Source organism: Arthrobacter sp. 9MFCol3.1 (assembly GCF_000620385.1).
In the GTDB taxonomy this organism is placed as follows: Bacteria; Actinomycetota; Actinomycetes; order Actinomycetales; family Micrococcaceae; genus Arthrobacter.
Map to the genome: position 1 here is coordinate 530,086 of NZ_KK211131.1, position 23,111 is coordinate 553,196.

Here is a 23,111-nt window from a genome sequence, read left to right on the forward strand (position 1 = left end):
TGAATTCGTCAAGGAGCATTCCATGAAGCATGACGTGACCATCGAGATCCCCAAGGGATCGCGCGTCAAGTACGAAGTCGACCATGAGACCGGCCGCGTCCGCCTGGACCGCGTCCTGTTCACGTCGATGCAGTACCCCACCCACTACGGTTTCTTCGAGAACACCCTGGGTGAGGATGGAGATCCGCTGGACGCGCTGGTGCTCCTGCAGGACTTCGATCTCTACCCGGGCGTGATCGTCGAGTCCCGCCCGATCGGCGTGTTCAACATGACCGACGACGGCGGCGGCGACGCCAAGGTCCTGTGCGTCCCGACCGATGCCCGGTTCGACCACATCAAAGAGATCAGCGATGTCAGCGAGTTCCTGATCAAGGAAATCGAGCACTTCTTCACCCGCTACAAGGACCTGGAGCCGGGCAAGTGGGTCAAGGCCGAGGGCTGGGGCGACCGCGCCGCCGCCGAAGCCGAACTGGCAGCTTCCATCAAGCGTTACGTTCCGGCAGCCGGCCACTGACCGTTCCTGCACAAGAACGCGGGGTCGTTTACCGCCCATCCGGGGCTCCGGATTGGGCGGTAAACGACCCCGCGTTTTTTCAATTGGCGTTTTTTCGATTGGCGGGAAACCGGTGATGAGGACTCTCGGCGTCGACCTCGCTGCCGCCGCGAAGACGACGGCGGTGGCCGTCATTGAATGGGACGACGGCGCGGCACGCCTGGCTCATCTGTCTTTGGACGTGGGCGACGAGGAGATCCTCCGCCTCTTCGGCACCAGCGCAATGACGGGGATCGACTCCCCCTTGGGCTGGCCGGACGCGTTTCTTCCCTTCATCGCCGGGCACCTGACCTTCGACCCCCACCCGGTGCTGGACCATGACGGGATCGCGGGCCGCCGGCTGCTGGCCTACCGGGACACCGACCGTTTCGTCACCGGTCACACCGGCCTGATCCCGCTCAGCGTCTCCGCGGACCGGCTGGCCCACCCGGCGATGCGTTGCGCGGTGATCCAGGCGAAGATCGCCCGGGAGTACGGGCCGCAGGCCAGGGACGGCAGCGGCCGGCTTGCCGAGGTGTACCCGGCGGCTTCGCTGAAGCTCTGGGGGATCCATGCCCGCGGCTACAAGGGACGCGGGGCGCCGGAGTCGGAAAGGCTGTCCTCGGCCGTGGCGGATCTGGCCGTGAAGGCGCCGTGGCTGGACCTGGCCGGGTACCGGGCCGACCTTGCGGCGTCCGATGACATGTTCGATGCCCTCGTCGCCTCCCTGTCCGCGCGGGCCGTCGCCCTCGGTGCGACGCTGCACCCCGGGCCCGGGCACGCCGCGGCGGCCCTGACCGAGGGCTGGATCCACCTGCCCTCCGGCCAGCTTTCCGGCCTCGCTTCCTGGTAGCCGCCACTATTACGGCCCCGGCACTGCACGCCCGCCGGCAACTTGCCCCGCAAATGCCAGCAGGTAGTGTGTCATCCAGAATGTTCACGCTGACCATCAATCAAACCGACAGCCGGCGCGACGGCGACCGCGTGCCGCAGCTCCTCAAGGACCTGCGGCACATTCCGGCGCGCCTTGATTTCGACCGTTCTGTCGAGGACGAGGTCCAAGGGATCCTGGACTGTCCGCATCAGGCGGTGGAAGCGGCCATGATCGCCCTGCGCAGCGGCAGCTGGTACGTGGGCATTGGCGTGGGCCCGGTCAATGAACCCCTGCCGAACCAGATCAAGGACGCCTCCGGCCACGGGCTGATCTACGCCCGGCGCGCAGTGGACCGTCTCCGGAACCACAAGGACCGCGTCCGGGTGGCCGTGGAGGGCCCGCTGGCCGATCTTGCCGCGGAGGCGGAAGCCGTCCTGCGCCTCCTTGGCCACATTGTGCACGACCGCAGCCATGCGGAATGGCGGGTACTGGACCTGCTCACCCCGGGGGTGCGGGGGCAGCAGAAGGCAGTCGCCGAGGAACTCGGGATCACCACCCAGGCCGTGAGCAAAGCTGTGGCCCGGTCCCAGTGGAACGAAGAGCACGCGGCCCGGCCCGCCGCGGCGCGGCTCCTGAGCCTCATCCTCGACGTCCGCTAGCCGTCCGGCCCCTCCCCGGAACCGCCCCCGTCCCTACTGCGTCTTCGAGGCCTTAGAGGAGGCTGCGAAGCACGTGCGCGGCGCCGTCGTCGTAGACCGATTTCGTCACTTCATCCGCGGCGGCAATCACTTCAACGGGGGCCTGGCCCATGGCCACGCCGCGGCGCGCCCAGGTCAGCATTTCGATGTCGTTGCGGCCGTCGCCGACGGCGACGGTGCGGTGGGTTTCGATGCTGAGCCGGTCGCGGAGCTGTTCCAGCGCGCTGGCCTTCGTGACACCGGCAGCGGCGATGTCCAGCCACGCCGTCCATCCCACCGAATACGTGACGCCGGCGAGCCCGATGTGGCGGATCGCGGTATTGAATTCTTCGGGTGTGTTCTCCGAGCTGAAGACCACCACGCGCACGGCGGTTGCCTCCAGCATGGTGTGGAAGTCGACGCCGACCGCTTCGACGCCGAAGCTGGCGTCCTGGAAGCGTTCGGTGGACAGGAAGTTGCCGTTCTCGTCCTCGAGCGCGTACTTGGCCGAGGGCAGCCGCTTGCGCAGGGCGCGAAGGACCGGCCCGGGGTCAAATGTTGCCTTGTGGAGGATTTCGTAGCCCTCGGGCAAGCCGGAGTCGACGCGCAGGATCACACCGCCGTTGGAGCACACGGCGTAACCGTTCTCGATCCCGATGTGTTCGATCACGGGCAACGTGGCGTTGAGGGAGCGGCCGGTCGCGATCATCACGTGGTGGCCGGCCGCCACGACGGCCTGGGCGGCCTCGCGGACAGGAACCGACATGTGCCCGTCGTGGTCCACGAGGGTGCCATCGACGTCCAGGGCGATCATCATCTTGTCGCCGGCGCCGTTCCGGGAGTTTCCCACCCGGGCCGCGCTGGCCTGGTCCGCCGTGTTCTGGGCTGCCGTGTTCTGGGCTGTCGTGTTCTGGTTAGTGGTGCGCCGGTCATCGTTGCCGGCGACTGAGGATTCAGTCATTGTTGTCATCTCACAAGTAGAGCAGAGAGCCCCGACTGCCGCTAGGACGCACGCCACAGCAAAGCGTGAACTCGCGGTAAACACCCACAGCCTGTCCCCAGTGTGAGTGTTTACCCGGCGGCCGTCGGAGGCCAGGCTGGGGGTTGGGACCTGGGCTAGAGGACGGGGAAGACGGTCATGCCGCCGAGGTACTTCTGCAGGGCGGCCGGGACGTTGACGGAGCCGTCGGGGTTCTGGTGGTGCTCCAGGATGGCCACGATCCAGCGGGTGGTGGCCAGGGTGCCGTTGAGCGTGGCGACTGCCCGCGTGCCCTTGGGCGCACCGTCCTCATTCACAACCCGTTCCCGGATGTTCAGCCGGCGCGCCTGGAACGTCGTGCAGTTCGAGGTCGAGGTCAGCTCCCGGTATGCGCCCTGGGTGGGGACCCAGGCCTCACAGTCAAACTTCCGGGCCGCGGAATTGCCCAGATCGCCGGCAGCGGTGTCAATGACCCGGTACGGAAGCTCGCACTTGGCCAGCATCTCCTCTTCCCACGCCAGCAGGCGGGCGTGCTCGGCGGCAGCTTCCTCAACCGTGGTGTAGATGAACATCTCCACCTTGTTGAACTGGTGGACCCGGATGATGCCCCGGGTGTCCTTGCCGTGCGAGCCCGCCTCGCGCCGGTAGCACGAGCTCTGGCCCGCGTAGCGGATGGGGCCGGCCGAAAGGTCCAGGATCTCGTCGGCGTGGTAGCCGGCGAGGGCCACCTCCGAGGTGCCCACGAGGTACAGGTCGTCTTCGGCGAGACGGTAGATCTCGGCGTCGTGCTTGACGTCAAAGCCGGTGCCCTGCATGGTTTCCGGGCGGACCAGCGTGGGCGTGATCATGGGGACGAACCCGGCGTCGATCGCCTGCTCCATGGCCATCTGGAGCAGCGCCATTTCCAGCCGGGCGCCGACGCCGCGCAGGAAGTAGAAGCGTGAACCGGAAACCTTCGCCCCGCGTTCCATGTCGATGGCCCCGATCAGCTCACCGATCTCGAGGTGGTCCTTCGGCTCGAAGTCGGGGAATTCGCGCGGCGTGCCCACGGTCTTGACCACAACGTAGTCGTCCTCGCCGCCTGCCGGGACGCCGTCCTCGATCAGGTTGGGGATGGTCCGGAGGAGTTCGTCCTGGGCGGCCTGGACGTGATCGGCCTCGGCCGATGCCGCTTTGACGGAGGCCGCCAGAGCCTTGACCTCGGCGAGGAGGGCCTGCTTTTCCTCGCCCTTGGCCTGCGCGACCTTCTTGCCGTACGCATTCTGCTCGGCCCGCAGGTTCTCGAACCGGATCAGGGCTGCGCGCCGGGCCGAGTCCCCAGCGATGATCGCGTCCACCGCGGATTCGTCGGCGCCGCGGGCGCGCTGGCTGGCACGGAACTTGTCCGGATTTTCGCTGAGGTCTTTTACGTCGATCACCAGACAAGAGTATCCAATCCGGTCACGGTTGCCCGGCAGGCCTGCCTGCCTGCGCCGGCGGGATACTGTTGGATCACAATGCGCGACTGGCTGCTCTACCTCGTCATCGCTGGGGTCCTGGTCTTTGCCGCCTCCAGCTGGTGGGGGGTGCGCCGGCTGAAGGCCAAGCACACCCGCCGTGCCGTGTGGGAGGAAACCCACAGCCCGGGCCCGGGCCTCCAGAAGGTGGCCGTGGTCCTGAACCCCATCAAGGCCAAGTCTGCCGAGGCCCGGGGCCTGATTGAGGCCGAGTGCGCGGCGGCCGGCTGGCCGGCGCCCCGCGTCTTTGAAACCACCGCGGAGGACCCCGGCTTCTCGCAAGCGCGGGCGGCGGTGGCCTACGGCGCCGACGTCGTCCTGGCCGGCGGCGGCGACGGTACCGTGCGCGTTGTGGCGGAGGTCCTCGCCGGGACGGACACCGCCATGGGCGTCATCCCGCTGGGCACCGCGAACCTCCTGGCCCGCAATGTGCATCTGGAGGTCAACGACCTCCCCGGCAACGTGCAGGCCGCCCTGTTCGGGCACCAGCGGTTCATCGATACGGCGCGGCTCACCCTGGAAAACTCACGCACCGGGGAGTCCGCGCAACACACGTTCCTGGTGATTGCGGGCATCGGCATGGACGCCGAGGTGGTCAGCGACACCCTTGACGGCCTGAAGCGGGCGGTGGGCTGGCTGGCCTATACGGAGGCCGGGGCCCGGCACCTTCTGGGGCGCCGCAAGAAGGTCTCCATCGAGCTGGATGGGCAGCCGGAGCAGGCCCGGAAGATCCGCAGCGTCCTGTTCGCGAACTGCGGTCTGATCCCCGGGGGAATCGACTTCATCCCGCAGGCCATGATCGATGACGGGATGCTGGACGTGGTGGTGATGAGCCCGCGCAGTGCGATCGGCTGGCTGGCCATGTACACAAAGATCGTCCTGAAGCACAAGAAGGACCTGCCGGTCATGGCGTACTACCGCTGCGGCAAGATCACCATCCGGTGCCCGGAACCTATGCCCACCCAGGTCGACGGCGATCCGTCCGGCGAGGCCACGCAGGTCACCGTCGAGGTGGACCCGGGCTCACTGCTGGTCCGGGTCAAGGACGGCACCGTCGGCCGCTAGGCCGACGGCGGCCTGAGCGCGGGCGGGCGGAGCACGCCCCTAGGCGCTGGCGGCCTTCTTCGCCTCTGCCGCCTTCTTCGCCTCTGCCGCAGCCTTGGCGGCCCGGGCTTCGGACTGCTCACGGATCATTGCCTGCTCCTCTTCGAAGCGCAGGCGGTCCGCGCGGTCGGCGTCATCGCCGTCCCAGTCCTGGTTTTCAGCTGTCGGCTTGGGATTGACAATCATTCCCTGGCCGTCATTTTCTGTGCTGGTGCCTGACATGACCCGCTCCTCCCGTAGGGGATTTCCCCAATATGGATCAGGCAAGCATACGCACAGTTGGGAGGGCGTGGAATAGCGCCATATGGCATTTGCCTACGCTCTGGGCGAAGCCCCCGGGGTATATTCCGGCACAGCAGATGCGCCGCCCAGTATGTCTTTCACCCACGCATGCGCCGCGCGGAATGCCTGGTCCGAGGTATGCGGCGCGACGCTGGTCCGGTGGCCGTCCGCACGCTGGTAGGACCCGAGGAAGCGGGTGGCCGGGCTGATCCGGTGAAGACCCGCGAGCGCGTCGGCCACCCGGGCGTCGGCCACATGGCCGTCGGCGTCAATGCTGAAGAAATAGTGGCCCAGGTACTGCCCGGTGGGCCGGGATTCGATCCGGCTCAGGTTCACGCCGCGGGTGGCGAACTGGTCCAGGATCTCCATCAGCGCACCCGGCCGGTCTTCGGGCAGCGGCACCACGACAGTGGTCTTGTCTGCACCGGTGGGGGCCGGCAGTTCGCCCGGACGGCCCACAAGCACGAACCGGGTGACGGCGCCGGGGTTATCGCCGATGTTTTCCGCCAGCACCGTCAAACCCGGCTGTTCGGTGGCCACGATCGGGGCGCAGATCGCGGCGTCGTAATGGGCGCCGTCACCGTCCAGCAAGCCCATGGCGGCAGCGGCGGTGGAAGAACCAGGGATGTATTCCGCATTAGGAATATTGGCGTCCACCCAGAGCCTGCACTGGGCCCAGGCATGGCCATGGGTAGAGACGCGCCGGATGTCCCCGAGCGCCACGCCGGGCCTTGCCACGAGGACGAAGCTGATGGGCACCAGGGCCTCCCGGAGGATCCTGAGTTCCTGGCCGGTGGCGATGGCGTCGAGGGTGGCTGTGACCCCGCCCTCGACCGAGTTCTCGATGGGCACCATGGCCGCATCGGCGGAGCCGTCCCGCACCCTGTCCAGCGCCGTGTTCACATTCGAGGAAGGGATTCGAATGGCCTCCGCCGCGTCCGGGACCTGCATCAGGGCCGCCTCGGTGAAGGTGCCCTCGGGTCCAAGGAATGTGTAGGTGGGCGTTGGTGCGGGCATCAGTTCTTCCTTGTTCAGTTACAGGACTCAGTTACAAGACGACCGGTTTGAGGCCGTTGTCGGATACGAGCGGCAGGCCGGTCTCGACCCACTGGTCCATGCCGCCGGCCACATTCACGGCGGAATACCCCATGCCCACCAGCCACTGGGTGGCCCGGAAGGAGCGGCCGCCGGTGCGGCAAATGACGTAGACGTCCTCGTCCGGGTCCAGCTCCTCGAGCCGGGCCGGCAACTGGTCCATGGGAATGTGCAGGGCCCCCTCGGCGTGGCCTGCAACCCATTCATAGCCCTCGCGGACGTCCATGATCTTGGCACCATCGGGGATGCCAGACACGCTTACGCTCTGGAAGTCGCTCATGTTCACCCTTTCCGCAGAATTCAAGCTCCGATCCCAGCGTATCCCCCGGCGCTGGCGGCGCACCCCCGCTGGCGGCACGTTACGCTTCTGGAGACCGCAAAGGAGACTCATGGCTGCCGAACACCCCGCGGAGCGGCCGGTCCGCGGCCCCCGCCACGGGACATGCCCTCCCCTGGCCGCGTGCGCTGGGCATGATGCCACTGTGTCCTTCCGCAGTCCCCAGGAATGGGCATGTCCCCCGCGGATCCGGGCCTCCCGGCCCCGGGCATGGCCGGAGTCCCGCCTCCTTGGCTGAGATCCACGAACTCTCCGCCGTCGAGCTCCGCGATGCGCTCCGTTCCGGCGAGCTGTCCGCGAGGGCGGCCACCGATCACTTCCTGGACCGCATTGAAGCGCAGAATCCGCACCTCGGAGCCTTCCTTACCGTCACCGCGGAACAGGCACAGAAAGACGCCACGGCTGCTGACCGGCGCTACGCCCTCCGGAGCCGACGCGGCGGCGCTTTGCCCCCACTGCATGGAATGCCGGTCGCCTTCAAGGACCTGACGGATGTGGCAGGGGTCGTCACCACGCATGGAAGCGCGGCCCTGGACCGCAAGCCGGCCCTGGCCGACGGCGCACTGCCCGCCGCGCTCAAGGCCGCCGGGGTCCTCTCGCTGGGCAAGACACAGGTCCCGGAGTTCGGCCTGACCGCCTACAGCGAGAACCTGATCGCCCCGCCGTCGCGCAATCCGCATGCACTCAGCCGCAGTTCGGGCGGCTCCTCGGGCGGCAGCGCTGCCGCCGTGGCCGCGGGGCTGTTGCCGTTCGCCCCCGGGTCCGACGGCGGGGGCTCCGTGCGGATCCCGGCCGCGGCGTGCGGGCTGGTCGGCCTCAAGCCCGGACGTGGGCTCGTGCCGGCCGGGGAAAGCTCGGGCGATCCCGCACAGCTCGTGGTTGCCGGACCGCTCGCCCGCTCCGCCGCCGACGCCGCATTGCTGCTCGATGCCCTGGTGCCCGGCGCGGATCCCCATGGTGCGGGCCAACACGATGCTGGCCAACACAGTGCGGGCGGTCCGGCCGGTGCCGGGCGGGGGGACGCCAGCTACCTCGAACTGACCGCCAGGGAGCCCGGCCGGCTGCGGATCGGCGTAAGCCTGGACAGCCCGTGGCAAGCGAAGTTTCCCTTCATCCCGGACCGTGAGGCGCTCGACGCGCTGGCGGACGGCGTCTCGCGGCTGGAGGCGGCGGGGCACGAGACCTCGGAAGCCGCAATTCGCTATGACAACCGCTACCCGGAGGCTTTCACCACAGCCTGGACGGCAGGCATTGGCAGCGCGCGCATCTCGCCGCAGCGCGAGGCGCTCCTGACGCCGCTCACGAGGACTTTCCGCCGGCGGGCACAGCAGCGCAGCGCAGCCAAACTCAACGAATCCCTCGGATTCCTCCGGCAGTTCCAACAGGACACGATTGCCCAGTACAACCACTGGGACCTCATAGTGACGCCTGCCCTGGCGCAGACACCCCGCCCGGTGGGCTGGTTCACGGGCGCGACCCACGGCGGAGGCTATTGGCCGGCCGCGGAATGGGCGGGCGACGCCGATGGCGACTACAGCAAACAGTGCGAATACGCGCCGTGGTCATCCATGGTCAACGTCTGCGGGCTGCCGGCCATCAGCATCCCGGTGCACTGGACCGGCGGCGCCCCGGGTTCCGACCTGCCGATGGGCATCCAGCTGATCGGGCCGATGGGCTCCGAGGGCCTGCTGCTGCAGGTGGCCGCCCAGTTGGGCTTCTAGCCAAGGACCCGGCAATCACCCGGGGACACGCCCACTCCTGACGCCTGCCAGTGGACATGTCCGGAACTCACGTCGGCCACGGGACATGCCCATCCTCCGCGCCTGGGGACGTGCCCATTCCTCACGCCGCGCACTGGACATGTCCAGTGCTCATCACGGTCATGCCCACCCGTGGCGGAGACGAGTGGACACAATGCCATCCTGTCCGCGCGAGAGCGCCAAGAATGGGCATGTCCCAACAAAAACCCAGCCAGTGTCCACGCGAGGGCACCAAAAATGGGCATGTCCCCAAGTGGCCTCCAAGAACCCAGCCAGCGTCCACGCGAGGGCACCAAAAATGGGCATGCCCCCGGCGGGGCACAGAAAACCAACCACCCCGCCGTCGACGGACCGCAGCCCTACCCGCGGAAGTAGCCGGCGACGTCGGCGATGATCTGCACCGAGCCGCTCGAAGTATTCGTGATCTTGACGTTGCCGTCCGGCCCCACCGGGACCACTGCGAGGTTGGCAACCGCCTGACCACGCTGGTAGGAGAGGTTCGAGGCGTTCGGCGTGGACGAGCCCGAGGCGAAGGCAGTGAGGTACCCGATGGATTTTGACTCGGTGACGGTCAGGTTGACTACGACGGCGGCCACGGTGGTGGGAATCCCCTTGACACCGCGCACGTGGATAGTGACTGAGCCGCCCGCCGCGACGGGGCCGGAGGTGACCCGCGTGTCCAGGAACCGCGTGGGGCTCAAGGCGCGCAGGGCGCCAACCTGGGTAGGTTTGCCGGGCAGGAAGTACCCGGTGACGTCTGCGATGATCTGCGCCGATCCGGACGACGTGTTCGCCACCGTCACTTTCCCGTCGGTCCCGACGGGAACCACAACAACGTTGGACACAGTCTGTCCCGCGGAGTAGTTCAAATTGGACGTGCTCGGCATCGGGGACCCCGTGGCGTAGGCGGTCAGGTAGCCCAGCGACTTTGTCCCGGATGCAGTGATTTTCAGGACCACCGCCGACGCGTTGGCCGGGATACCCGTCGTGCCGCCGGCTGCGAAGGACACCGCCCGCCCGCCGGCAACGGCTCCGGAGGAGGAGCCCGTGTCGAGCAGCCGGGTGGGCCGGACGGCGCTGAAGACCCCCCGCGCACTCGGCGTGCCGGCATGGAAGTACGCGGACACGTCGGCGATCAAATGCACCGACCCGGATGAGGTGTTCGTGAGCGTCATCCGTCCGTCCGTCCCAAGTGGCACTGTGGCGAGGTGGGAAACGGTCCGCCCGGCAACATAGTTCAGGTTCGAGATGCCCGGTTTGGCCGTTCCGGCGGCATAGGCGGTGATGGCGCCGGACGACGTCGCCGAGGTCACCGTCAGATTCACCACCACCGCGGACACGCTTTTCGGAACGCCCCGCACACCGGCGACGCGGAAAGTCACCGACTTGCCCGCTGCCACCCGGCCCGGCCAAATCCTGGTGTCCAGGAATCGTGTTGGGTCCATGGCGATGGCCCGGCCCGCACAGTTGGGCACGCTGAGGGCCGGGGTGGCGACGGGCGACGCCTGGGTGTTCGCGACCGCTTGCCGATAGGCGGCAAGAAATGCCCGTCCAAGGTATTCGATCCCCGCCCGCGAGAAGTGGGTGGTGTCCCCCCCGTTCAGGGCGCAGGCCATCGAGGGCGCGAAACCTGTATATGCCACGCGGTCCGGGGTTTGGTAATGGCTCTTGTCCACATTGGCCCGGCCCGGGGTTGCCGCGATGCCTTCCGGTGTCATTCGTCCCACGACAAAGGGCAGTTCCGGCGCGGACAGCCGGCCGCGGAAGTAGGCAATGAGTTGGTCCAAGCTCGCACTGTACGTGGCGGTGGTCATGGAGGAGTTGCCCTCGCCCTGGTGCCAAAGGACTCCCTTGAGGACCACCGCGTAGCCAGCCGCTTTCCCCGCTGCGATGCCGCTCAACGTCTGCTTCACAGCGAGCGCCGGCAGGTCGTACGCCGGGGCGGAGGCCGCACCCACGGACCAAGTCAGCGTGCCCGGCGCGCTGGTGAAGCGCGTGTCGCCGTGGGCCGCGGGGATGAGGAGGACTCCGACGCCGGCGGGCTGGGTCTTCAAATACTCCCGGGCCATCGTCGTCGCGGGGGAAATGCCACTCGCCGTATCGTGCATGTCCAGCGGGACCGAAGCAGTACGGAACGTGCGCTTCGTCGCTCCGTACTGGAAGATGCGCTTGTCCACCGCGTCGTAGTCGCCAATGGGAAGGCCGCGCCCGGACATGTTGGACTGCCCGACGGCGAGGAACACGTGGAGGGTGGTGATAGTCGTAGCGGCCTGTGCCGGCACTACACCCGCGACCATCAGGGCACAAACCGCCAGGCCGACGAGGAACGGGTGGAACCGCCGGCTCCGGGACTGCATCCCTGGCGCACGTGCCGCTGCCGTGGCCCACGCCCATCCGCGCCTCCGCCGCCGGCCAATAGATGCCGCCGTTGAGGAAGGCATTGCCTTCGCTTGCGGCGATGCCGAGCTCGGGATACGACAAAGTTTGCCCCGGCCAGCCATGGTTACGAGTTTTGCCGCATCACCTTCAGAATTCCTTGCCCCCCGACGGCGCGCCCGCGCCGTCGGCCGCCAAATGGACGCTGGCAGCGGCAGGCGGCTATCGTTCACTCAAACCCGACCAGGCCGCGAAAGAGGATCGATGAAGATCACCGGTGCAGTACTTGAGGAAATCGGCCGCCCGCGCCCCTTCGCGGAATCAAAGCCGATCAGCATCTCCGAGCTGGAACTGGCGGCTCCCGGGCCCACCGAGATCCTCGTCCGGATGGAGGCCGCCGGGATCTGCCACTCGGACCTGAGCGTTGTCGACGGCAACCGGGTCCGGCCGGTACCCATGCTACTGGGCCACGAGGCCGCGGGCCGCGTCGTGACGGTTGGTTCCGGCGTCACGGACCTGCAGCCCGGCCAGCGCGTGGTCATGTCCTTCCTGCCCCGCTGCGAGAACTGCGCGAACTGCGCCGAGGACGGCCGGCTGCCCTGCACGGCAGGCTCCAAGAGCAACAACGACGGGACCCTGCTGCACGGCTCCAGGCCCCTGAGCCGCGACGGCAAGCCCGTCCACCACCACTTGGGTGTCTCCGGCTTCGCCACCCACGCCGTCGTGGACCGCGCTTCCGCCGTGCCGGTGGACGACGACATCCCCGCGGACATTGCGGCAGTGCTGGGCTGCGCCGTGCTGACCGGCGGCGGCGCGGTGCTCAACGCGGCCCGGCCCCGCCCGGAGGACAGCATCATGATCGTCGGGCTCGGAGGGGTGGGCATGGCGGCGCTCATCACCGCCATCTCGCAAGGAATCTCGCGGATTGTCGCTGTGGACACGCTGGAGCAGAAACTCGATCACGCCCGCCGCCTCGGCGCCCACGAAACGTACACCCCGCAGCAGGTCCTCGACGCCGGGGTCAAAGCCAAGTTCGTGATCGAGTGCGCGGGAAATCCGCGCGCGTTCGAAACCGCGTTCGCCGCCACCTCCCCCGGCGGCACCACCGTCACGGCCGGGCTGCCCTCCCCCGATGCGCGCGCCCAGCTGGCGCCGCTGACCGTCACCGCCGAAGCCCGGACGATTGTGGGCAGCTACCTTGGTTCAGCAGTCCCGTCGCGGGACATCCCGAAATACGCCCAGCTGTGGCGGGACGGGAAACTGCCCGTCGAGGAGCTGATCTCGGACCGCATCGCCCTGGCCGACATCAACCAGGCCATGGACCAGCTGGCAGACGGCCACGCCATCCGGCAGGTCATCATGTTCGACGCCGGCGAGGACACCGGGGAGGCGGACGGCGGGCACACCGGCGAGGCAGCCGCCACGACCTCCTGACAGCCTGTTGACAGGCCCGCCGAACCCACCCGCCGAACCAGCTGCGCAGCGGCTTTCGGCGGGCCGGGCAGGGCGTCGGAATCCGGGAAAATCGGGCGAAACGCCGTCCGGGATACTTGCCCCGGGCCCGCCGCGAATGTGACAATCGCGCTTCACAATGTCAGCATTAAGTAAATGAGCACAACTCATTTAGACACTCGACCCGCTACAACGCCGGCCGATACCTCGTTTTTTGGCCACCCAAAGATGCTGGCCAGCCTCTTCTCCGTAGAAATGTGGGAGCGCTTCTCCTTCTACGGCATGCAGGGAATCCTGCTCTACTACATGTACTTCTCCGCCGAAAAGGGCGGCCTCGGAATTGACCAGGGCTTGGCGGCCGGTCTCGTCGGCGCCTACGGCGGCGGCGTGTACCTCTCCACCATCCTGGGTGCGTGGCTCGCGGACCGGCTGTTCGGTTCCGAGCGCGTGCTGTTCGGCTCGGCCATCATGATCATGGGTGGCCACATCGCCTTGGCCCTCGTGCCGGGCACGTCCGGCCTCATTGCCGGCCTGGTGCTGGTCGGCGTCGGTTCCGGCGGGCTGAAGGCCAACGCGACCGCACTCGTCGGCACCTTGTACGGGGAGAAGGACGAACGCCGCGACGCCGGGTTCTCCATCTTCTACATGGGCATCAACGCCGGCGCACTGATCGGCCCCCTCGTCACCGGCTGGCTGCAGGAAAGCCAGGGCTTCCACTGGGGCTTCGGCGCTGCCGCCGTCGGCATGGCCGTCGGCCTGGTTGTGTACGCCCGGGGCCGCAGCAAGCTCCCCGCCCAGAGCCACCGGGTGGCGCACCCCCTCCCGGATGGGCAGCGGAAGAAGTACGGCCTGATCTTCGCCGGGATCGCCGCGGTCATCGCGGTGCTGCTCCTGACCGGCACCGTCAACGCCGAGAACCTGGCCACCTCCATGGCCTACGCCGCAATCGGCGCTTCCGTTCTCTACTTCACCCTGATCTTCAGCAGCAAGAAGGTCACCGCCACCGAACGCGGACGCGTCGCAGCGTTCATCCCGCTGTACATCGCCTCCGCCGCGTTCTGGGCCCTGTTCCAGCAGCAGTTCACCTTCATCGCCGTGTACTCGGAGGAGAAGCTGGACCGGAACCTGTTCGGTTGGGAAATGCCGGCCGCCTGGGTCCAGTCCATCAACCCGGTGTTCATCATCATCTTCGCCGGCATCATGGCGGCGCTCTGGACCCGGCTCGGCCGCAAGCAGCCGGGTTCGGCGCTGAAATTCTCCATCGGCCTGTTCGTGATGGGCCTGGCCTTCCTGGCGTTCATTCCGCTCTCCGGCGACGGGAAGACCCCGCTGCTGGCACTGGCCGGAATCCTGCTGCTGTTCACCCTGGCGGAACTGTTCCTGTCCCCCATCGGGCTCTCCGTCACCACCAAGCTGGCGCCGAAGGCCTTCCACACCCAGATGGTGGCGCTGTTCTTCCTGTCCGTGTCCCTGGGCACCACACTGGCCGGCATCCTGTCCGGCCTGTACAACCCGGAGGACGAACTGCCGTACTTCATCGGCGTTGGCGGCACCGCCATCCTGCTGGCTGTGGGCCTGGCGGTGGCCTCACCGGCGATCAAGAAGCTCATGGGCGGCGTACGCTGACCCGATGAGCCCCGCACACCGCGTTCCGGTTGCTTCGCGCGTCTATACCCCCGCCCCCGGCGAGGCGTCCGACGTCGAACTCATGCCGGCAGGCGATGTCACCGACGGCGTGGTGCGGGTTGGCGGAACCATCCGCCGCCCGCACCAGCCGCAATCCCTCGCCGTCGCCGAGTACCTCGACTGGCTGGACGACGCCGGTTTTGAGGGATCCCCCCGCTTCCTCGGCCGCGACCCGCAGGGCCGGGATGTCCTGACCTTCGTGCCGGGAAACTGTGCCGGGTCGCCGCCGGAAGCCTGGGTGCAGTCCGGGGACCTGCTGGCCTCCGTGGCCCGCCTGGTCCGGCGCCTGCACACCGCGTCCGCCGGCTTTCTGCCGCAGGCCCACGCGTTCCTGCCCCGGCCGGTCCGGCCGAACCCCACCGACGCCGCCGGGCTCATCTGCCATCTGGACGTGACACCCCAGAACGTGGTGGTCCGGGACGGCCTGGCCGCCGGACTGGTGGATTTCGACCTTGCCGGACCCGCCACGGCACTGCACGATTCGCTCAACACCGCCATGCACTGGGTGCCGCTCCGCGACCCGTCAGATGCGTGGCCGGGCTGGGAAGACCAGGACCCGTTCCACCGGCTGCGCGTCTTCGCCGACGCCTACGGCTGGAGCGAGGATGAACGACGCCGGCTGCCCGGCGCCGGGATCGACGCCGCTGCCCTCAGCTACGAGCGGATGCGGCACACCGCCGCGGCCCTGGGCGGCGGCTGGGCGCGGATGTGGCAGGACGGCGTGGGCGGCCAAATCAACCGCCGGCGCGCCTGGCTTGAGGCCAACGCGAAACCGCTGGTGGCTGCGCTGACGCGCTGAGCCTGCACGGCTCCGGCGCCGCAGGGCAGACTAGGCGCCGTACCCGCTGTTGCGCGCGGTGCCGATGACCAGTCCGAAAATCACCAGGACCAGGATGGTCACGGCGATGCCCACGTAACCCATCACCAGGCCGGCGATCGCCATGCCCCGGCCGGCCGGTTCGCGCCGCAGGGCCATGTGCCCCAGGATCACGGCGGCCAGCTGCGGGAGCAGGAAGAATCCGAAGCCCACCAGCGCGGCGATGCCGCAGCACATGCTGGCGATGCTCAGACTCTTGGGCGCCGGCGGCGCGCCGTAGTACGCGGGCTGGCCGTAGGCGTTGGGGCTGCCCGGCTGGGCGTACGGCGACGGTTGGCCATACGGCGCGGCCGGCTGGCCGTAAATCGGAGGGTACGGGCTTGAGTACTGGCCGCGGTCAGGGGCCGCCTGGCCGGCGTAGGGCTGCTGGCCGACGTGTGGCTGCTGGCCCGTGTCGGGCTGCTGGCCTGTATAGGGCTGTTGCGGGGATTCGGGTTGCGCTAACGGCTGCGTGGCCGACGGTCCCTGGTCCTGGCCGGCGGGGGGTGCCTGCCCCGGCGGAACGTCGGGTTGGTGATCCGGGAGGCGCAGGGTCGGCTGGTAGCCCTCCGGGGTCTCGTCTTTGCCTTGTTTTGGCTGTTCAGTCATGGCTTGTCCCCTCAAGAAGTCTGTGGATCCAGCGTACCGCCGCATGGTTGGCTTGGGACCGGGCCTATCGGCGCGTTTTCTTTCGTCACAGGAACGGGTTTGGCGCGAAACCGTGTTGCACCCCGTCCGCGTCTGGCATGCTGGTGCCATGGCTAGCCGCGCGGGCACAGTTGCCCAACCCCAAGACCTTGTTGACCTCACTGCGCTTCTGGATGCGTACTACGACGTTTCGCCGGACCTCTCGGACCCGGGCCAGCGGGTGGCCTTCGGCACCTCCGGGCACCGGGGATCGAGCCTGAAGGCGTCCTTCAACGAACCCCACATCCTCGCCATCACGCAGGCGATCGTGGAATACCGGGCGGGCCAGGGCATCACCGGACCCCTCTACATGGCCAAGGACACCCACGGCCTGAGCGAGCCCGCACAAAACTCTGCCCTTGAGGTGCTGGCCGCCAACGGCGTGCATGTCCTCATCGACGCCCGCCACGGCTACACACCCACCCCCGCCCTGAGCCACGCCATCCTGACGCACAATCGGAATGCCGCCCCGGGCGCGCCGCAGGCCGACGGCATCGTGGTGACCCCGAGCCACAACCCTCCGGGCGACGGCGGGTTCAAGTACAACCCCCCGCACGGCGGCCCCGCGGACACCGACGCCACCGGGTGGATCGCCAACCGCGCCAACGAGCTGCTGGAAAACGGCCTGCGCGGCGTCAAGCGGGTCCCGGTGGCCGAGGCCCTCGCCGCCGGGACCACCGGCAAATTCGACTTCCTGAGCAGCTACGTGGACGACCTCCCGTCGGTACTGGATCTCAATGCGATCCGTGAGGCGGGCGTCCGGATCGGCGCCGACCCGATGGGCGGAGCGTCGGTGGACTACTGGGGCGAGATCGGTGAGCGCCACCACCTGAACCTCACCGTGGTCAACCCCACCGTCGACCCCCAGTGGGCCTTCATGACGCTGGACTGGGACGAGAAGATCCGGATGGACTGCTCCTCGCCGTCGGCGATGGCGTCCCTGATCAACCGCATGGCTGCTGGTGCGGACGGGTCCGCACCCTTCGACGTCGCCACCGGCAACGACGCCGACGCCGACCGGCACGGGATCGTCACGCCGTTTGTCGATGGGCAGGGCGGGCTGATGAACCCGAACCACTACCTCGCGGTCGCCATCGATTACCTGTACCGGCACCGGACCGGCTGGAACCCGCAGTCCGTGATCGGCAAGACCCTGGTTTCCTCCTCTATCATCGACCGTGTGGCCGAGAGCCTGGGCCGCAAACTTGTCGAGGTGCCCGTGGGGTTCAAGTGGTTCGTCCCCGGGCTGCTGTCCGGAGAGGGCGCCTTCGGCGGCGAGGAATCCGCCGGTGCCTCCTTTAACAAGATGGACGGGAGCGTCTGGACCACCGACAAGGACGGCATCCTGCTGGCCCTGCTGGCCTCGGAGATCACGGCGGTAACGGGCAAGTCACCGTCGCAGCTGTACAAGGGCCTCACCGACCAGTTCGGCGACCCCGTCTACGCCCGGATCGACGCGGCCGCCACCCGGGAGCAGAAAGCGGCGCTGGGCAAGCTCTCGCCGTCGGACGTCACCGCCACCGAACTGGCCGGCGAAACGATCACGGCCAAACTGACCGAAGCGCCGGGCAACGGCGCCGCGATTGGCGGCCTCAAGGTAGTCACCGAAAACGCCTGGTTCGCGGCCCGGCCCTCCGGCACGGAGGACGTCTACAAGATCTACGCCGAGTCCTTCAAGGGTGCCGAGCACCTCAAGCAGGTCCAGGCCGAGGCGAAAGCGCTGGTGGACGGGGTTATTTCGTAGTTCAGCCGCCGGTGGCCAACTCGGCGCGGTCCCTGCCAAGCGTCTTTGCCTGGTAGAGGGCCGCGTCGGCCGAGATCACTGCGGCGTCGAGGCCGCCAGGTCCGGAGCCGGTCGACGCGATGCCGTAGCTCACGGTGGGCAGCCGGGGAATGACTGCGGACCCGGATTGGTGGAGCCGGACGCTGATGTCGGCGGCGATTTCCCGCGCCCGGTCCGGCGTGACACCAGGGAGCAGGAGGATGAATTCCTCGCCGCCGTAGCGGCCCACGAGGTCGGTGGAGCGGACAGTGCCGGCGCAGGCCCTGGCAAACGCCTGCAGTGCGGAGTCCCCGGCCGAGTGGCCGAATTCGTCGTTGATGGCCTTGAAGTGGTCCAGGTCCGCGAGGATGAGCGATGCCGTAGTTCCGGTCCGGCGCAAACGGCGCAGTTCGTTTTCGGCGAGGTCCAGGAACGCAGAACGGTTGAGCAGGCCCGTCAGGCCGTCCACGGTGGCCCGTGCCCGGAGATCCTGCGTCTGCTGTTCGTAGCTCAGCTCCGCCATCGTAAAAGACGCAACGACGAGCGTGACCATCGAGAATACGGTCATGGGCACCGTGCCGAAGACCGACGCAAAGACGTGCCCCTCTGGCCCGTCTGTCAGGAAGGCGACGAGGCGGCCCGCGTAGAAGACGGCCAGGATGCCGGCGCCCACAGCGAGGGGACGGTGCACCCGCGAGTAGTCGCGCTCGAGCAGGAACAGCTCCCGGGATCCCATGCCGATCAGCACGGCCATGAACCCCAGGTACACCGGGCCTCCCGCCCAGATGTTGGTGGCCGGGTGGTCAAGGATCGAGGCGACGGCGGTGGCACCGGGTGCCGCGGCGAGTTGCCAGGGCCGGGGTGAGGGGGCCCGGAGTGATCGCCCGCCGGCCCAGATGCTGGCTGCGGCGGCGACCAACAGGACGTTGCCGGCCGGGTTGGCCCAGACCTGGTGCACTGTCCCGCTCAGCAGGTACGCGGCGTTGCCGACCAGGAACAGCAGCAGGGCCATGCACCACCAGCCGCTGTAAGGAGACCGGGTGCGCCGGAACGTAATGAAGTAGAAAAGCATGAGCAGTGTGAGGTCGACAAGCGCCAAGGCAACCCGCAGTGTGGCGGTGTCAAGCATCATGTAGTGGTCCCCCCGGTCCGCCGTGATTTGCCCGAAATACTCACTTCGTCTGCGAACAACCGTCGAATTACCGTCGAGTGACTACCGAAGTTGACCCAAGTATGGCACCGGTCCTCAAGAATTCACCGCAGCGGTCCCGGGTGTGACGTCCGGGCCCTCCCAGGAGGCCGTACTGGCGCTACGACTGGCTGTCGGTCCACAACTTCAGGATCCGACGCGTGGCGTGCCCGCCGTCGGGTGCCATGTCCACGAGCGCTATCCGGTCAAGCGCGAAGGTGTCCCCCCGCTGGAGCCGTTTGTCGCCATGGTGCGAGACGTGTGGCCGGTACCCTTCCAGGGTGTAGGCGGGCGTGGAGATCCTGCCGGGAAGCTGCTCCACGATCCGGACCAGCTCGTTGTGGAGGACCTGCAGTTCTTCGCTGGGTTCAATCAGGTTGACCGGGATTGACCCTGCGCGCCCGAACCCGGCTTCGCCGCCCACGCTGATCCGGCAGCCCAGGGCAGCGGCCACCGGGTCCGCCATGAGGGCGGCGATGTGCTCGGCGAGCGGATCACCCGCGGCCGGCTGCATGCCCGGTCCGGGTTCCGCACGGGTTTCCTGGCCGGATTCGACGACGCCGGACCTCACAAGGTCGTCGGATTTAACCACGTCGAACTTGACGACGTCGAACTTGACCAGGGTGAGGTGCAGCGGCCAGTCATCCCGGGGAAACTCGAGTCCCTCGGCTACCGGTTCCACGAAGGCCACCGCGATCAGGTTCCGCATGGAAAAAGTGTGCCACGCCGTGGCGCCTCCGGGGCCGGGCGGGCGCTGAAAAGGCACAGTGCCGGCGGCGACTGCGCGGACTAAAATGGGAAGTGGCCTTGGATGTGGGCCTTGCGCTGAACCGCAGAATCGCATCCCGCGTGCCTCCGGCCTGTCCCCCATGGTGCCGGAGGCACCTCCGCGAGAGCACAGTGCCGGAGGCACCTCCGCGAGAGCACAGTGCCGGAGGCACCTCCGCGGAAGCACAGTGCCGGAGGCACCTCCGCGAGAGCACAGTGCCGGAGGCACCTCCGCGGAAGCACAGCGCCGGTTAGCGGCGCGGGGTCGTTAGACCGTACGGACGACGTCCTCGTAGGCGAATTTCGGCTTGGCTTCGCCCCATGCGTCGGCTCCGGGCTGGCCGATGTTGACCACCAGGAAGCTCTTTTGGCTCCCGTCGGGGAAGAACGCGGCGTCGATCTTGGCGAAGTCGGCACCCGTCATGGGACCGGCCGCGAGGCCCAGGGTGCGGACCGCGAGGATGAAGTAGCCGGCCTGCAGGTGGGCGTTGTTGTTGCCCGTGGCCGCGGCGAGATCCGGCGCGGCGTCATACATGGCCTTGGGGGCGTTGTAGCCGGGCAGGAACGCATCCCACTGATCCTGCCAGGCGGTGTCGTAGCTCAGGACCGCGACGAGCGGCGCTGATGCCGTCTTGGCGCGGTTTCCGGCGGCCAGCGCATCCACGAGCGTGGCGCGGGCTTCGTCGGAGCGCACGTATGTGACGCGCAGCGGCTGGGAGTTGAAGGCCGTGGGGCCGAACTTCGTCAGTTCGTAGATCGCGCGGGCCTGCTCGTCGGTGACGTCGCCGGTGAAGGCGTTCGCCGTGCGGGCTTCGGCAAAGATGGCGTCGACGGCGGCTGCCTCGATTACTGCTTCATCGTGGGCGAGTGTCATTGGCGTCCCTTTCGCTGTGCCGGCTCGCTCTTGGGCGGCCGGCGTCTCCTGCTGTCAATAGTTGCAACTTCAACGGACGGCGCCTGCTTCCCGTCGCGCCCTGTGACGTCGGGCACATCCTCCGGCACGCACCACGCGGGAAGGACAGGACGGCAGCCGGGTCCGCCTCCGGGACGGCCGGCAAATGCCGCGCGGTAAAGTTGCTCGGGAAGATTCCTTCCCCGCCCGCCCCACATTCTCTGAAAGGCTCCCGGCATGAGCATGCTCGGCACCAAATGGAAGCTCCACGGCAACGGCAAGTCCGTCCGTCCCGGTGAGGTCGTCAGGCCGGATGAGCGGCTCACCTGGCCCTTGACGGTAGGGATCGGGATGCAGCACGTTGTGGCCATGTTCGGTGCCACCTTCCTGGTCCCGATCATCACGGGCATGCCGCCAGCCACCACCCTGTTCTTCTCCGGCATCGGCACGCTCCTGTTCCTGGTCATCACGCAGGGACGCGTGCCCAGCTACCTCGGTTCCAGCTTCGCGTTCATCGCGCCGATCATGGCTTCCCAGCAGCAGTTCGGCGTCCCCGGGGCACTGGGCGGGGTGGTCCTGGCAGGCGCGACCCTCGCCGTCGTCGGCGCCGTGGTGCAGAAGTTCGGTGCCGGCTGGATCAACCGGGTCATGCCGCCGATCGTGACCGGAGCGATCGTGGCGCTGATCGGCCTGAACCTGGCGCCCGCGGCGAAGGCCAACTTCGATCTGGCCCCCGTCACGGCCTTCATCACCCTGGCCGTCATCATCGTGGTCAGCGTGCTGTTCCGCGGCATGCTGGGCCGGCTGAGCATCCTGGTGGGCGTCCTGGTGGGCTATCTCGTTGCGATGGTCCGGGGCGAGGTGGACTTCTCCAAGGTGGACAGTGCCGCGTGGGTGGGCCTGCCGCACTTCCAGACCCCCGAATTCCACCTCGGTGTCGTGGGCCTCTTCGTGCCGGTCGTCCTGGTGCTGGTGGCAGAGAACATCGGCCACGTGAAGTCGGTGTCCGCCATGACGGGGCAGAACCTCGACGGCGTCTCCGGCCGCGCGCTGTTGGCCGACGGCGCCGCCACCGTGCTTGCCGGTCTTGGCGGCGGCTCCGGGACCACCACGTACGCCGAGAACATCGGCGTCATGGCTGCCACCAAGGTGTATTCGACGGCGGCCTACTGGGTGGCCGGCGTCTTCGCAGTGATCCTGAGCTTCTCGCCGAAGTTTGGCGAGCTCATCGCCACGGTCCCCGCCGGTGTCCTGGGCGGCGCGGCCACGATGCTGTACGGCATGATCGGCGTGCTGGGCGTGAAAATCTGGGTCCAGAACAAGGTGAACTTCTCCAACTCGATCAACCTGACTACGGCCGCCGTCGCCCTGATCGTCGGGATTGCCGACTACACCTGGACTATCGGCGACCTCAAGTTTACCGGGATCGCGCTGGGCTCGGCCGCTGCCCTGGTGATCTACCACGGCATGAAGGCGATCGCGAAGGTGCGCGGCACGGTGGCCGAGCCGGAAACCGAAGATCCCGGGCCGGCCGCGGCTTCGACGGCCGCGGTCAAGGCAGCCGTCAAGCGCGCCCCCAAGAAGCGCCGCTAGAGAACCCCGCCCGGAAGCGCGCCGCGGGCGGGCCATCCCGCAGACGCAAGAGGCCGGACTCCGCCCACAGGCAGGAGTCCGGCCTTTTCGCTGTCACGACCCTCCCAGGGCCGGCAGCGCCCGCAACGGCGGGGCCCTTCGGCGCGACGGACTAGCCGGCGTCGAAGGCGTCCTTGTCATCGTCGCGGTCCTTCGGCGACTTGCGCTCCGGCAGGTCCGTCCCGGAGCCGTCCGGCAGCCCCGCCGCGTCCTGTCCGGACTCGGAGGAGAAGGGCCGCCCGGCGTCGGGCTCTTCCGTGTTGGCCTCGTCCATCTCCGCTTCCGAGGACGGCACGGCTGCCTCCGAATTCTCCGCGGCGTCGGGGTCGAAGCCGGGGGTTGCGCTGGCGTTTTCTGAACTCATTTGTTCCTCCACTCCTCCGAAGCGTCCTGCCCCGGGTTCTCCTGCACTGTCTTGGTCTTCCGCACCGAACTGGCTCAGGTCCGGCGCGCCGGCCGGATACGTCTCACCGTCGGGGCTGTCCTGGTTCAGCCCGGCGGCGTCGAAGGCCTCCTCCTCGCGGGGCTGGGCAAAGCTCTTCGCATCGCCGCCCACCTCCTGCTCGGCGGTCGGCGTACCGTAGCCACCCGCTTCTTCGGTGACGGTCTTGGGATCCTGCTGGTTTTCAGTCATGTCATTCCTCCTCGTACTGGAAATGGGACTAACTGGCGCTG

General features: G+C 68.0%; 21 protein-coding genes. 10 read left to right on the top strand and 11 right to left on the bottom strand.

Annotated elements, in window-relative coordinates; translation table 11 throughout:
• Positions 1-22 precede the first annotated feature (22 nt).
• The 3 genes from C560_RS0119825 to C560_RS0119835 all read left to right on the top strand — a co-directional run bounded on the left by C560_RS0119825 (position 23) and on the right by C560_RS0119835 (position 2,065).
• Positions 23-514, top strand: a complete 492-nt coding sequence (locus C560_RS0119825; protein ID WP_018774943.1) for an inorganic diphosphatase — start codon at positions 23-25, stop codon at positions 512-514.
• 115 nt (positions 515-629) lie between these two features.
• The gene (locus C560_RS0119830) at positions 630-1,385 is read left to right on the top strand and encodes a DUF429 domain-containing protein (RefSeq protein WP_026539515.1); all 756 of its coding nucleotides are present in this window, start codon (positions 630-632) and stop codon (positions 1,383-1,385) included.
• Positions 1,386-1,465: 80 nt separating this feature from the next.
• Entirely contained in the window at positions 1,466-2,065 is a 600-nt protein-coding gene (locus C560_RS0119835; protein WP_018774945.1) for a MarR family transcriptional regulator, read from the top strand.
• A 52-nt stretch (positions 2,066-2,117) separates the two neighbouring features.
• On the opposite strand, the gene C560_RS0119840 is transcribed toward C560_RS0119835, so the two are convergent.
• Positions 2,118-3,053, bottom strand: a complete 936-nt coding sequence (locus C560_RS0119840) for an HAD family hydrolase (RefSeq protein ID WP_026539516.1) — start codon at positions 3,051-3,053, stop codon at positions 2,118-2,120.
• A gap of 146 nt (positions 3,054-3,199) precedes the next feature.
• Positions 3,200-4,480: a serine--tRNA ligase gene (serS, locus tag C560_RS0119845; protein ID WP_026539517.1), complete on the bottom strand. Its 1,281-nt coding sequence runs from the start codon at positions 4,478-4,480 to the stop codon at positions 3,200-3,202.
• A gap of 78 nt (positions 4,481-4,558) precedes the next feature.
• On the opposite strand from serS, the gene C560_RS0119850 reads away from it, so the two are divergent.
• A complete protein-coding gene (locus tag C560_RS0119850) occupies positions 4,559-5,623 on the top strand; it encodes a diacylglycerol/lipid kinase family protein (protein ID WP_026539518.1) in 1,065 nt (354 codons plus the stop codon).
• 39 nt (positions 5,624-5,662) lie between these two features.
• On the opposite strand, the gene C560_RS0119855 is transcribed toward C560_RS0119850, so the two are convergent.
• The 3 genes from C560_RS0119855 to C560_RS0119865 form a co-directional block, all read right to left on the bottom strand.
• Positions 5,663-5,884: a hypothetical protein gene (locus C560_RS0119855; RefSeq protein WP_018774949.1), complete on the bottom strand. Its 222-nt coding sequence runs from the start codon at positions 5,882-5,884 to the stop codon at positions 5,663-5,665.
• A 93-nt stretch (positions 5,885-5,977) separates the two neighbouring features.
• The gene (gene pheA / locus C560_RS0119860; protein ID WP_026539519.1) at positions 5,978-6,961 is read right to left on the bottom strand and encodes a prephenate dehydratase; all 984 of its coding nucleotides are present in this window, start codon (positions 6,959-6,961) and stop codon (positions 5,978-5,980) included.
• Between the two features lie 31 nt (positions 6,962-6,992).
• Positions 6,993-7,319, bottom strand: a complete 327-nt coding sequence (locus tag C560_RS0119865; RefSeq protein WP_026539520.1) for a rhodanese-like domain-containing protein — start codon at positions 7,317-7,319, stop codon at positions 6,993-6,995.
• A gap of 287 nt (positions 7,320-7,606) precedes the next feature.
• On the opposite strand from C560_RS0119865, the gene C560_RS0119870 reads away from it, so the two are divergent.
• Positions 7,607-9,097: an amidase gene (locus tag C560_RS0119870; RefSeq protein WP_026539521.1), complete on the top strand. Its 1,491-nt coding sequence runs from the start codon at positions 7,607-7,609 to the stop codon at positions 9,095-9,097.
• A 398-nt stretch (positions 9,098-9,495) separates the two neighbouring features.
• Here C560_RS0119870 and C560_RS0119875 read toward each other — a convergent pair whose 3' ends face one another.
• Positions 9,496-11,433 carry a sialate O-acetylesterase gene (locus C560_RS0119875; protein ID WP_197026195.1) on the bottom strand — a complete coding sequence of 646 codons (1,938 nt, stop codon included), beginning with the start codon at positions 11,431-11,433 and terminating at the stop codon, positions 9,496-9,498.
• A 343-nt stretch (positions 11,434-11,776) separates the two neighbouring features.
• Between C560_RS0119875 and C560_RS0119880 the strand changes: the two genes are divergently transcribed.
• The 3 genes from C560_RS0119880 to C560_RS0119890 all read left to right on the top strand — a co-directional run bounded on the left by C560_RS0119880 (position 11,777) and on the right by C560_RS0119890 (position 15,449).
• Positions 11,777-12,946 carry an alcohol dehydrogenase catalytic domain-containing protein gene (locus tag C560_RS0119880; protein WP_026539523.1) on the top strand — a complete coding sequence of 390 codons (1,170 nt, stop codon included), beginning with the start codon at positions 11,777-11,779 and terminating at the stop codon, positions 12,944-12,946.
• A 174-nt stretch (positions 12,947-13,120) separates the two neighbouring features.
• Positions 13,121-14,590 carry a peptide MFS transporter gene (locus C560_RS0119885; RefSeq protein ID WP_026539524.1) on the top strand — a complete coding sequence of 490 codons (1,470 nt, stop codon included), beginning with the start codon at positions 13,121-13,123 and terminating at the stop codon, positions 14,588-14,590.
• A 4-nt stretch (positions 14,591-14,594) separates the two neighbouring features.
• Complete coding sequence (locus C560_RS0119890) at positions 14,595-15,449, top strand: phosphotransferase (RefSeq protein ID WP_026539525.1); 855 nt, start codon at positions 14,595-14,597, stop codon at positions 15,447-15,449.
• Between the two features lie 30 nt (positions 15,450-15,479).
• Here the strand turns inward: C560_RS0119890 and C560_RS0119895 are convergent, their stop codons facing one another.
• On the bottom strand, positions 15,480-16,115 hold the full coding sequence (locus C560_RS0119895) for a DUF4190 domain-containing protein (RefSeq protein WP_026539526.1): 636 nt from the start codon (positions 16,113-16,115) through the stop codon (positions 15,480-15,482).
• Between the two features lie 148 nt (positions 16,116-16,263).
• Here C560_RS0119895 and pgm point away from each other — a divergent pair, with 148 nt between their 5' ends.
• Positions 16,264-17,937, top strand: coding sequence for a phosphoglucomutase (alpha-D-glucose-1,6-bisphosphate-dependent) (gene pgm / locus C560_RS0119900; RefSeq protein WP_026539527.1), 1,674 nt, complete (start codon positions 16,264-16,266; stop codon positions 17,935-17,937).
• 1 nt (position 17,938) lies between these two features.
• Here the strand turns inward: pgm and C560_RS0119905 are convergent, their stop codons facing one another.
• The 3 genes from C560_RS0119905 to C560_RS0119915 form a co-directional block, all read right to left on the bottom strand.
• Positions 17,939-19,087 (bottom strand): GGDEF domain-containing protein, encoded by a 1,149-nt coding sequence (locus C560_RS0119905; protein WP_026539528.1) that lies wholly within the window; start codon positions 19,085-19,087, stop codon positions 17,939-17,941.
• 178 nt (positions 19,088-19,265) lie between these two features.
• Positions 19,266-19,853 carry a hypothetical protein gene (locus C560_RS0119910; RefSeq protein WP_026539529.1) on the bottom strand — a complete coding sequence of 196 codons (588 nt, stop codon included), beginning with the start codon at positions 19,851-19,853 and terminating at the stop codon, positions 19,266-19,268.
• 327 nt (positions 19,854-20,180) lie between these two features.
• Entirely contained in the window at positions 20,181-20,786 is a 606-nt protein-coding gene (locus C560_RS0119915; protein WP_018774961.1) for a malonic semialdehyde reductase, read from the bottom strand.
• A 255-nt stretch (positions 20,787-21,041) separates the two neighbouring features.
• Between C560_RS0119915 and C560_RS0119920 the strand changes: the two genes are divergently transcribed.
• Complete coding sequence (locus tag C560_RS0119920; protein ID WP_026539530.1) at positions 21,042-22,397, top strand: uracil-xanthine permease family protein; 1,356 nt, start codon at positions 21,042-21,044, stop codon at positions 22,395-22,397.
• Positions 22,398-22,548: 151 nt separating this feature from the next.
• Here C560_RS0119920 and C560_RS0119925 read toward each other — a convergent pair whose 3' ends face one another.
• The gene (locus C560_RS0119925) at positions 22,549-23,070 is read right to left on the bottom strand and encodes a hypothetical protein (RefSeq protein ID WP_026539531.1); all 522 of its coding nucleotides are present in this window, start codon (positions 23,068-23,070) and stop codon (positions 22,549-22,551) included.
• Between the last annotated feature and the right edge of the window lie 41 nt (positions 23,071-23,111).

What these genes read in the sequence shown, in the direction of transcription:
- C560_RS0119825 (WP_018774943.1), top strand. Translation starts at nt 23, where the DNA reads ATGAAGCATGACGTGACCATCGAGATCCCCAAGGGATCGCGCGTCAAG.
- C560_RS0119850 (WP_026539518.1), top strand. Translation starts at nt 4,559, where the DNA reads ATGCGCGACTGGCTGCTCTACCTCGTCATCGCTGGGGTCCTGGTCTTT.
- C560_RS0119880 (WP_026539523.1), top strand. Translation starts at nt 11,777, where the DNA reads ATGAAGATCACCGGTGCAGTACTTGAGGAAATCGGCCGCCCGCGCCCC.
- C560_RS0119885 (WP_026539524.1), top strand. Translation starts at nt 13,121, where the DNA reads ATGAGCACAACTCATTTAGACACTCGACCCGCTACAACGCCGGCCGAT.
- C560_RS0119855 (WP_018774949.1), bottom strand. Translation starts at nt 5,884, where the DNA reads ATGTCAGGCACCAGCACAGAAAATGACGGCCAGGGAATGATTGTCAAT.
- C560_RS0119830 (WP_026539515.1), top strand. Translation starts at nt 630, where the DNA reads ATGAGGACTCTCGGCGTCGACCTCGCTGCCGCCGCGAAGACGACGGCG.
- C560_RS0119875 (WP_197026195.1), bottom strand. Translation starts at nt 11,433, where the DNA reads ATGGTCGCGGGTGTAGTGCCGGCACAGGCCGCTACGACTATCACCACC.
- C560_RS0119865 (WP_026539520.1), bottom strand. Translation starts at nt 7,319, where the DNA reads ATGAGCGACTTCCAGAGCGTAAGCGTGTCTGGCATCCCCGATGGTGCC.
- C560_RS0119905 (WP_026539528.1), bottom strand. Translation starts at nt 19,087, where the DNA reads ATGATGCTTGACACCGCCACACTGCGGGTTGCCTTGGCGCTTGTCGAC.
- C560_RS0119925 (WP_026539531.1), bottom strand. Translation starts at nt 23,070, where the DNA reads ATGACTGAAAACCAGCAGGATCCCAAGACCGTCACCGAAGAAGCGGGT.
- C560_RS0119890 (WP_026539525.1), top strand. Translation starts at nt 14,595, where the DNA reads ATGAGCCCCGCACACCGCGTTCCGGTTGCTTCGCGCGTCTATACCCCC.
- C560_RS0119895 (WP_026539526.1), bottom strand. Translation starts at nt 16,115, where the DNA reads ATGACTGAACAGCCAAAACAAGGCAAAGACGAGACCCCGGAGGGCTAC.
- C560_RS0119840 (WP_026539516.1), bottom strand. Translation starts at nt 3,053, where the DNA reads ATGACAACAATGACTGAATCCTCAGTCGCCGGCAACGATGACCGGCGC.
- pgm (WP_026539527.1), top strand. Translation starts at nt 16,264, where the DNA reads ATGGCTAGCCGCGCGGGCACAGTTGCCCAACCCCAAGACCTTGTTGAC.
- C560_RS0119910 (WP_026539529.1), bottom strand. Translation starts at nt 19,853, where the DNA reads ATGCGGAACCTGATCGCGGTGGCCTTCGTGGAACCGGTAGCCGAGGGA.
- pheA (WP_026539519.1), bottom strand. Translation starts at nt 6,961, where the DNA reads ATGCCCGCACCAACGCCCACCTACACATTCCTTGGACCCGAGGGCACC.
- C560_RS0119915 (WP_018774961.1), bottom strand. Translation starts at nt 20,786, where the DNA reads ATGACACTCGCCCACGATGAAGCAGTAATCGAGGCAGCCGCCGTCGAC.
- C560_RS0119920 (WP_026539530.1), top strand. Translation starts at nt 21,042, where the DNA reads ATGAGCATGCTCGGCACCAAATGGAAGCTCCACGGCAACGGCAAGTCC.
- C560_RS0119835 (WP_018774945.1), top strand. Translation starts at nt 1,466, where the DNA reads ATGTTCACGCTGACCATCAATCAAACCGACAGCCGGCGCGACGGCGAC.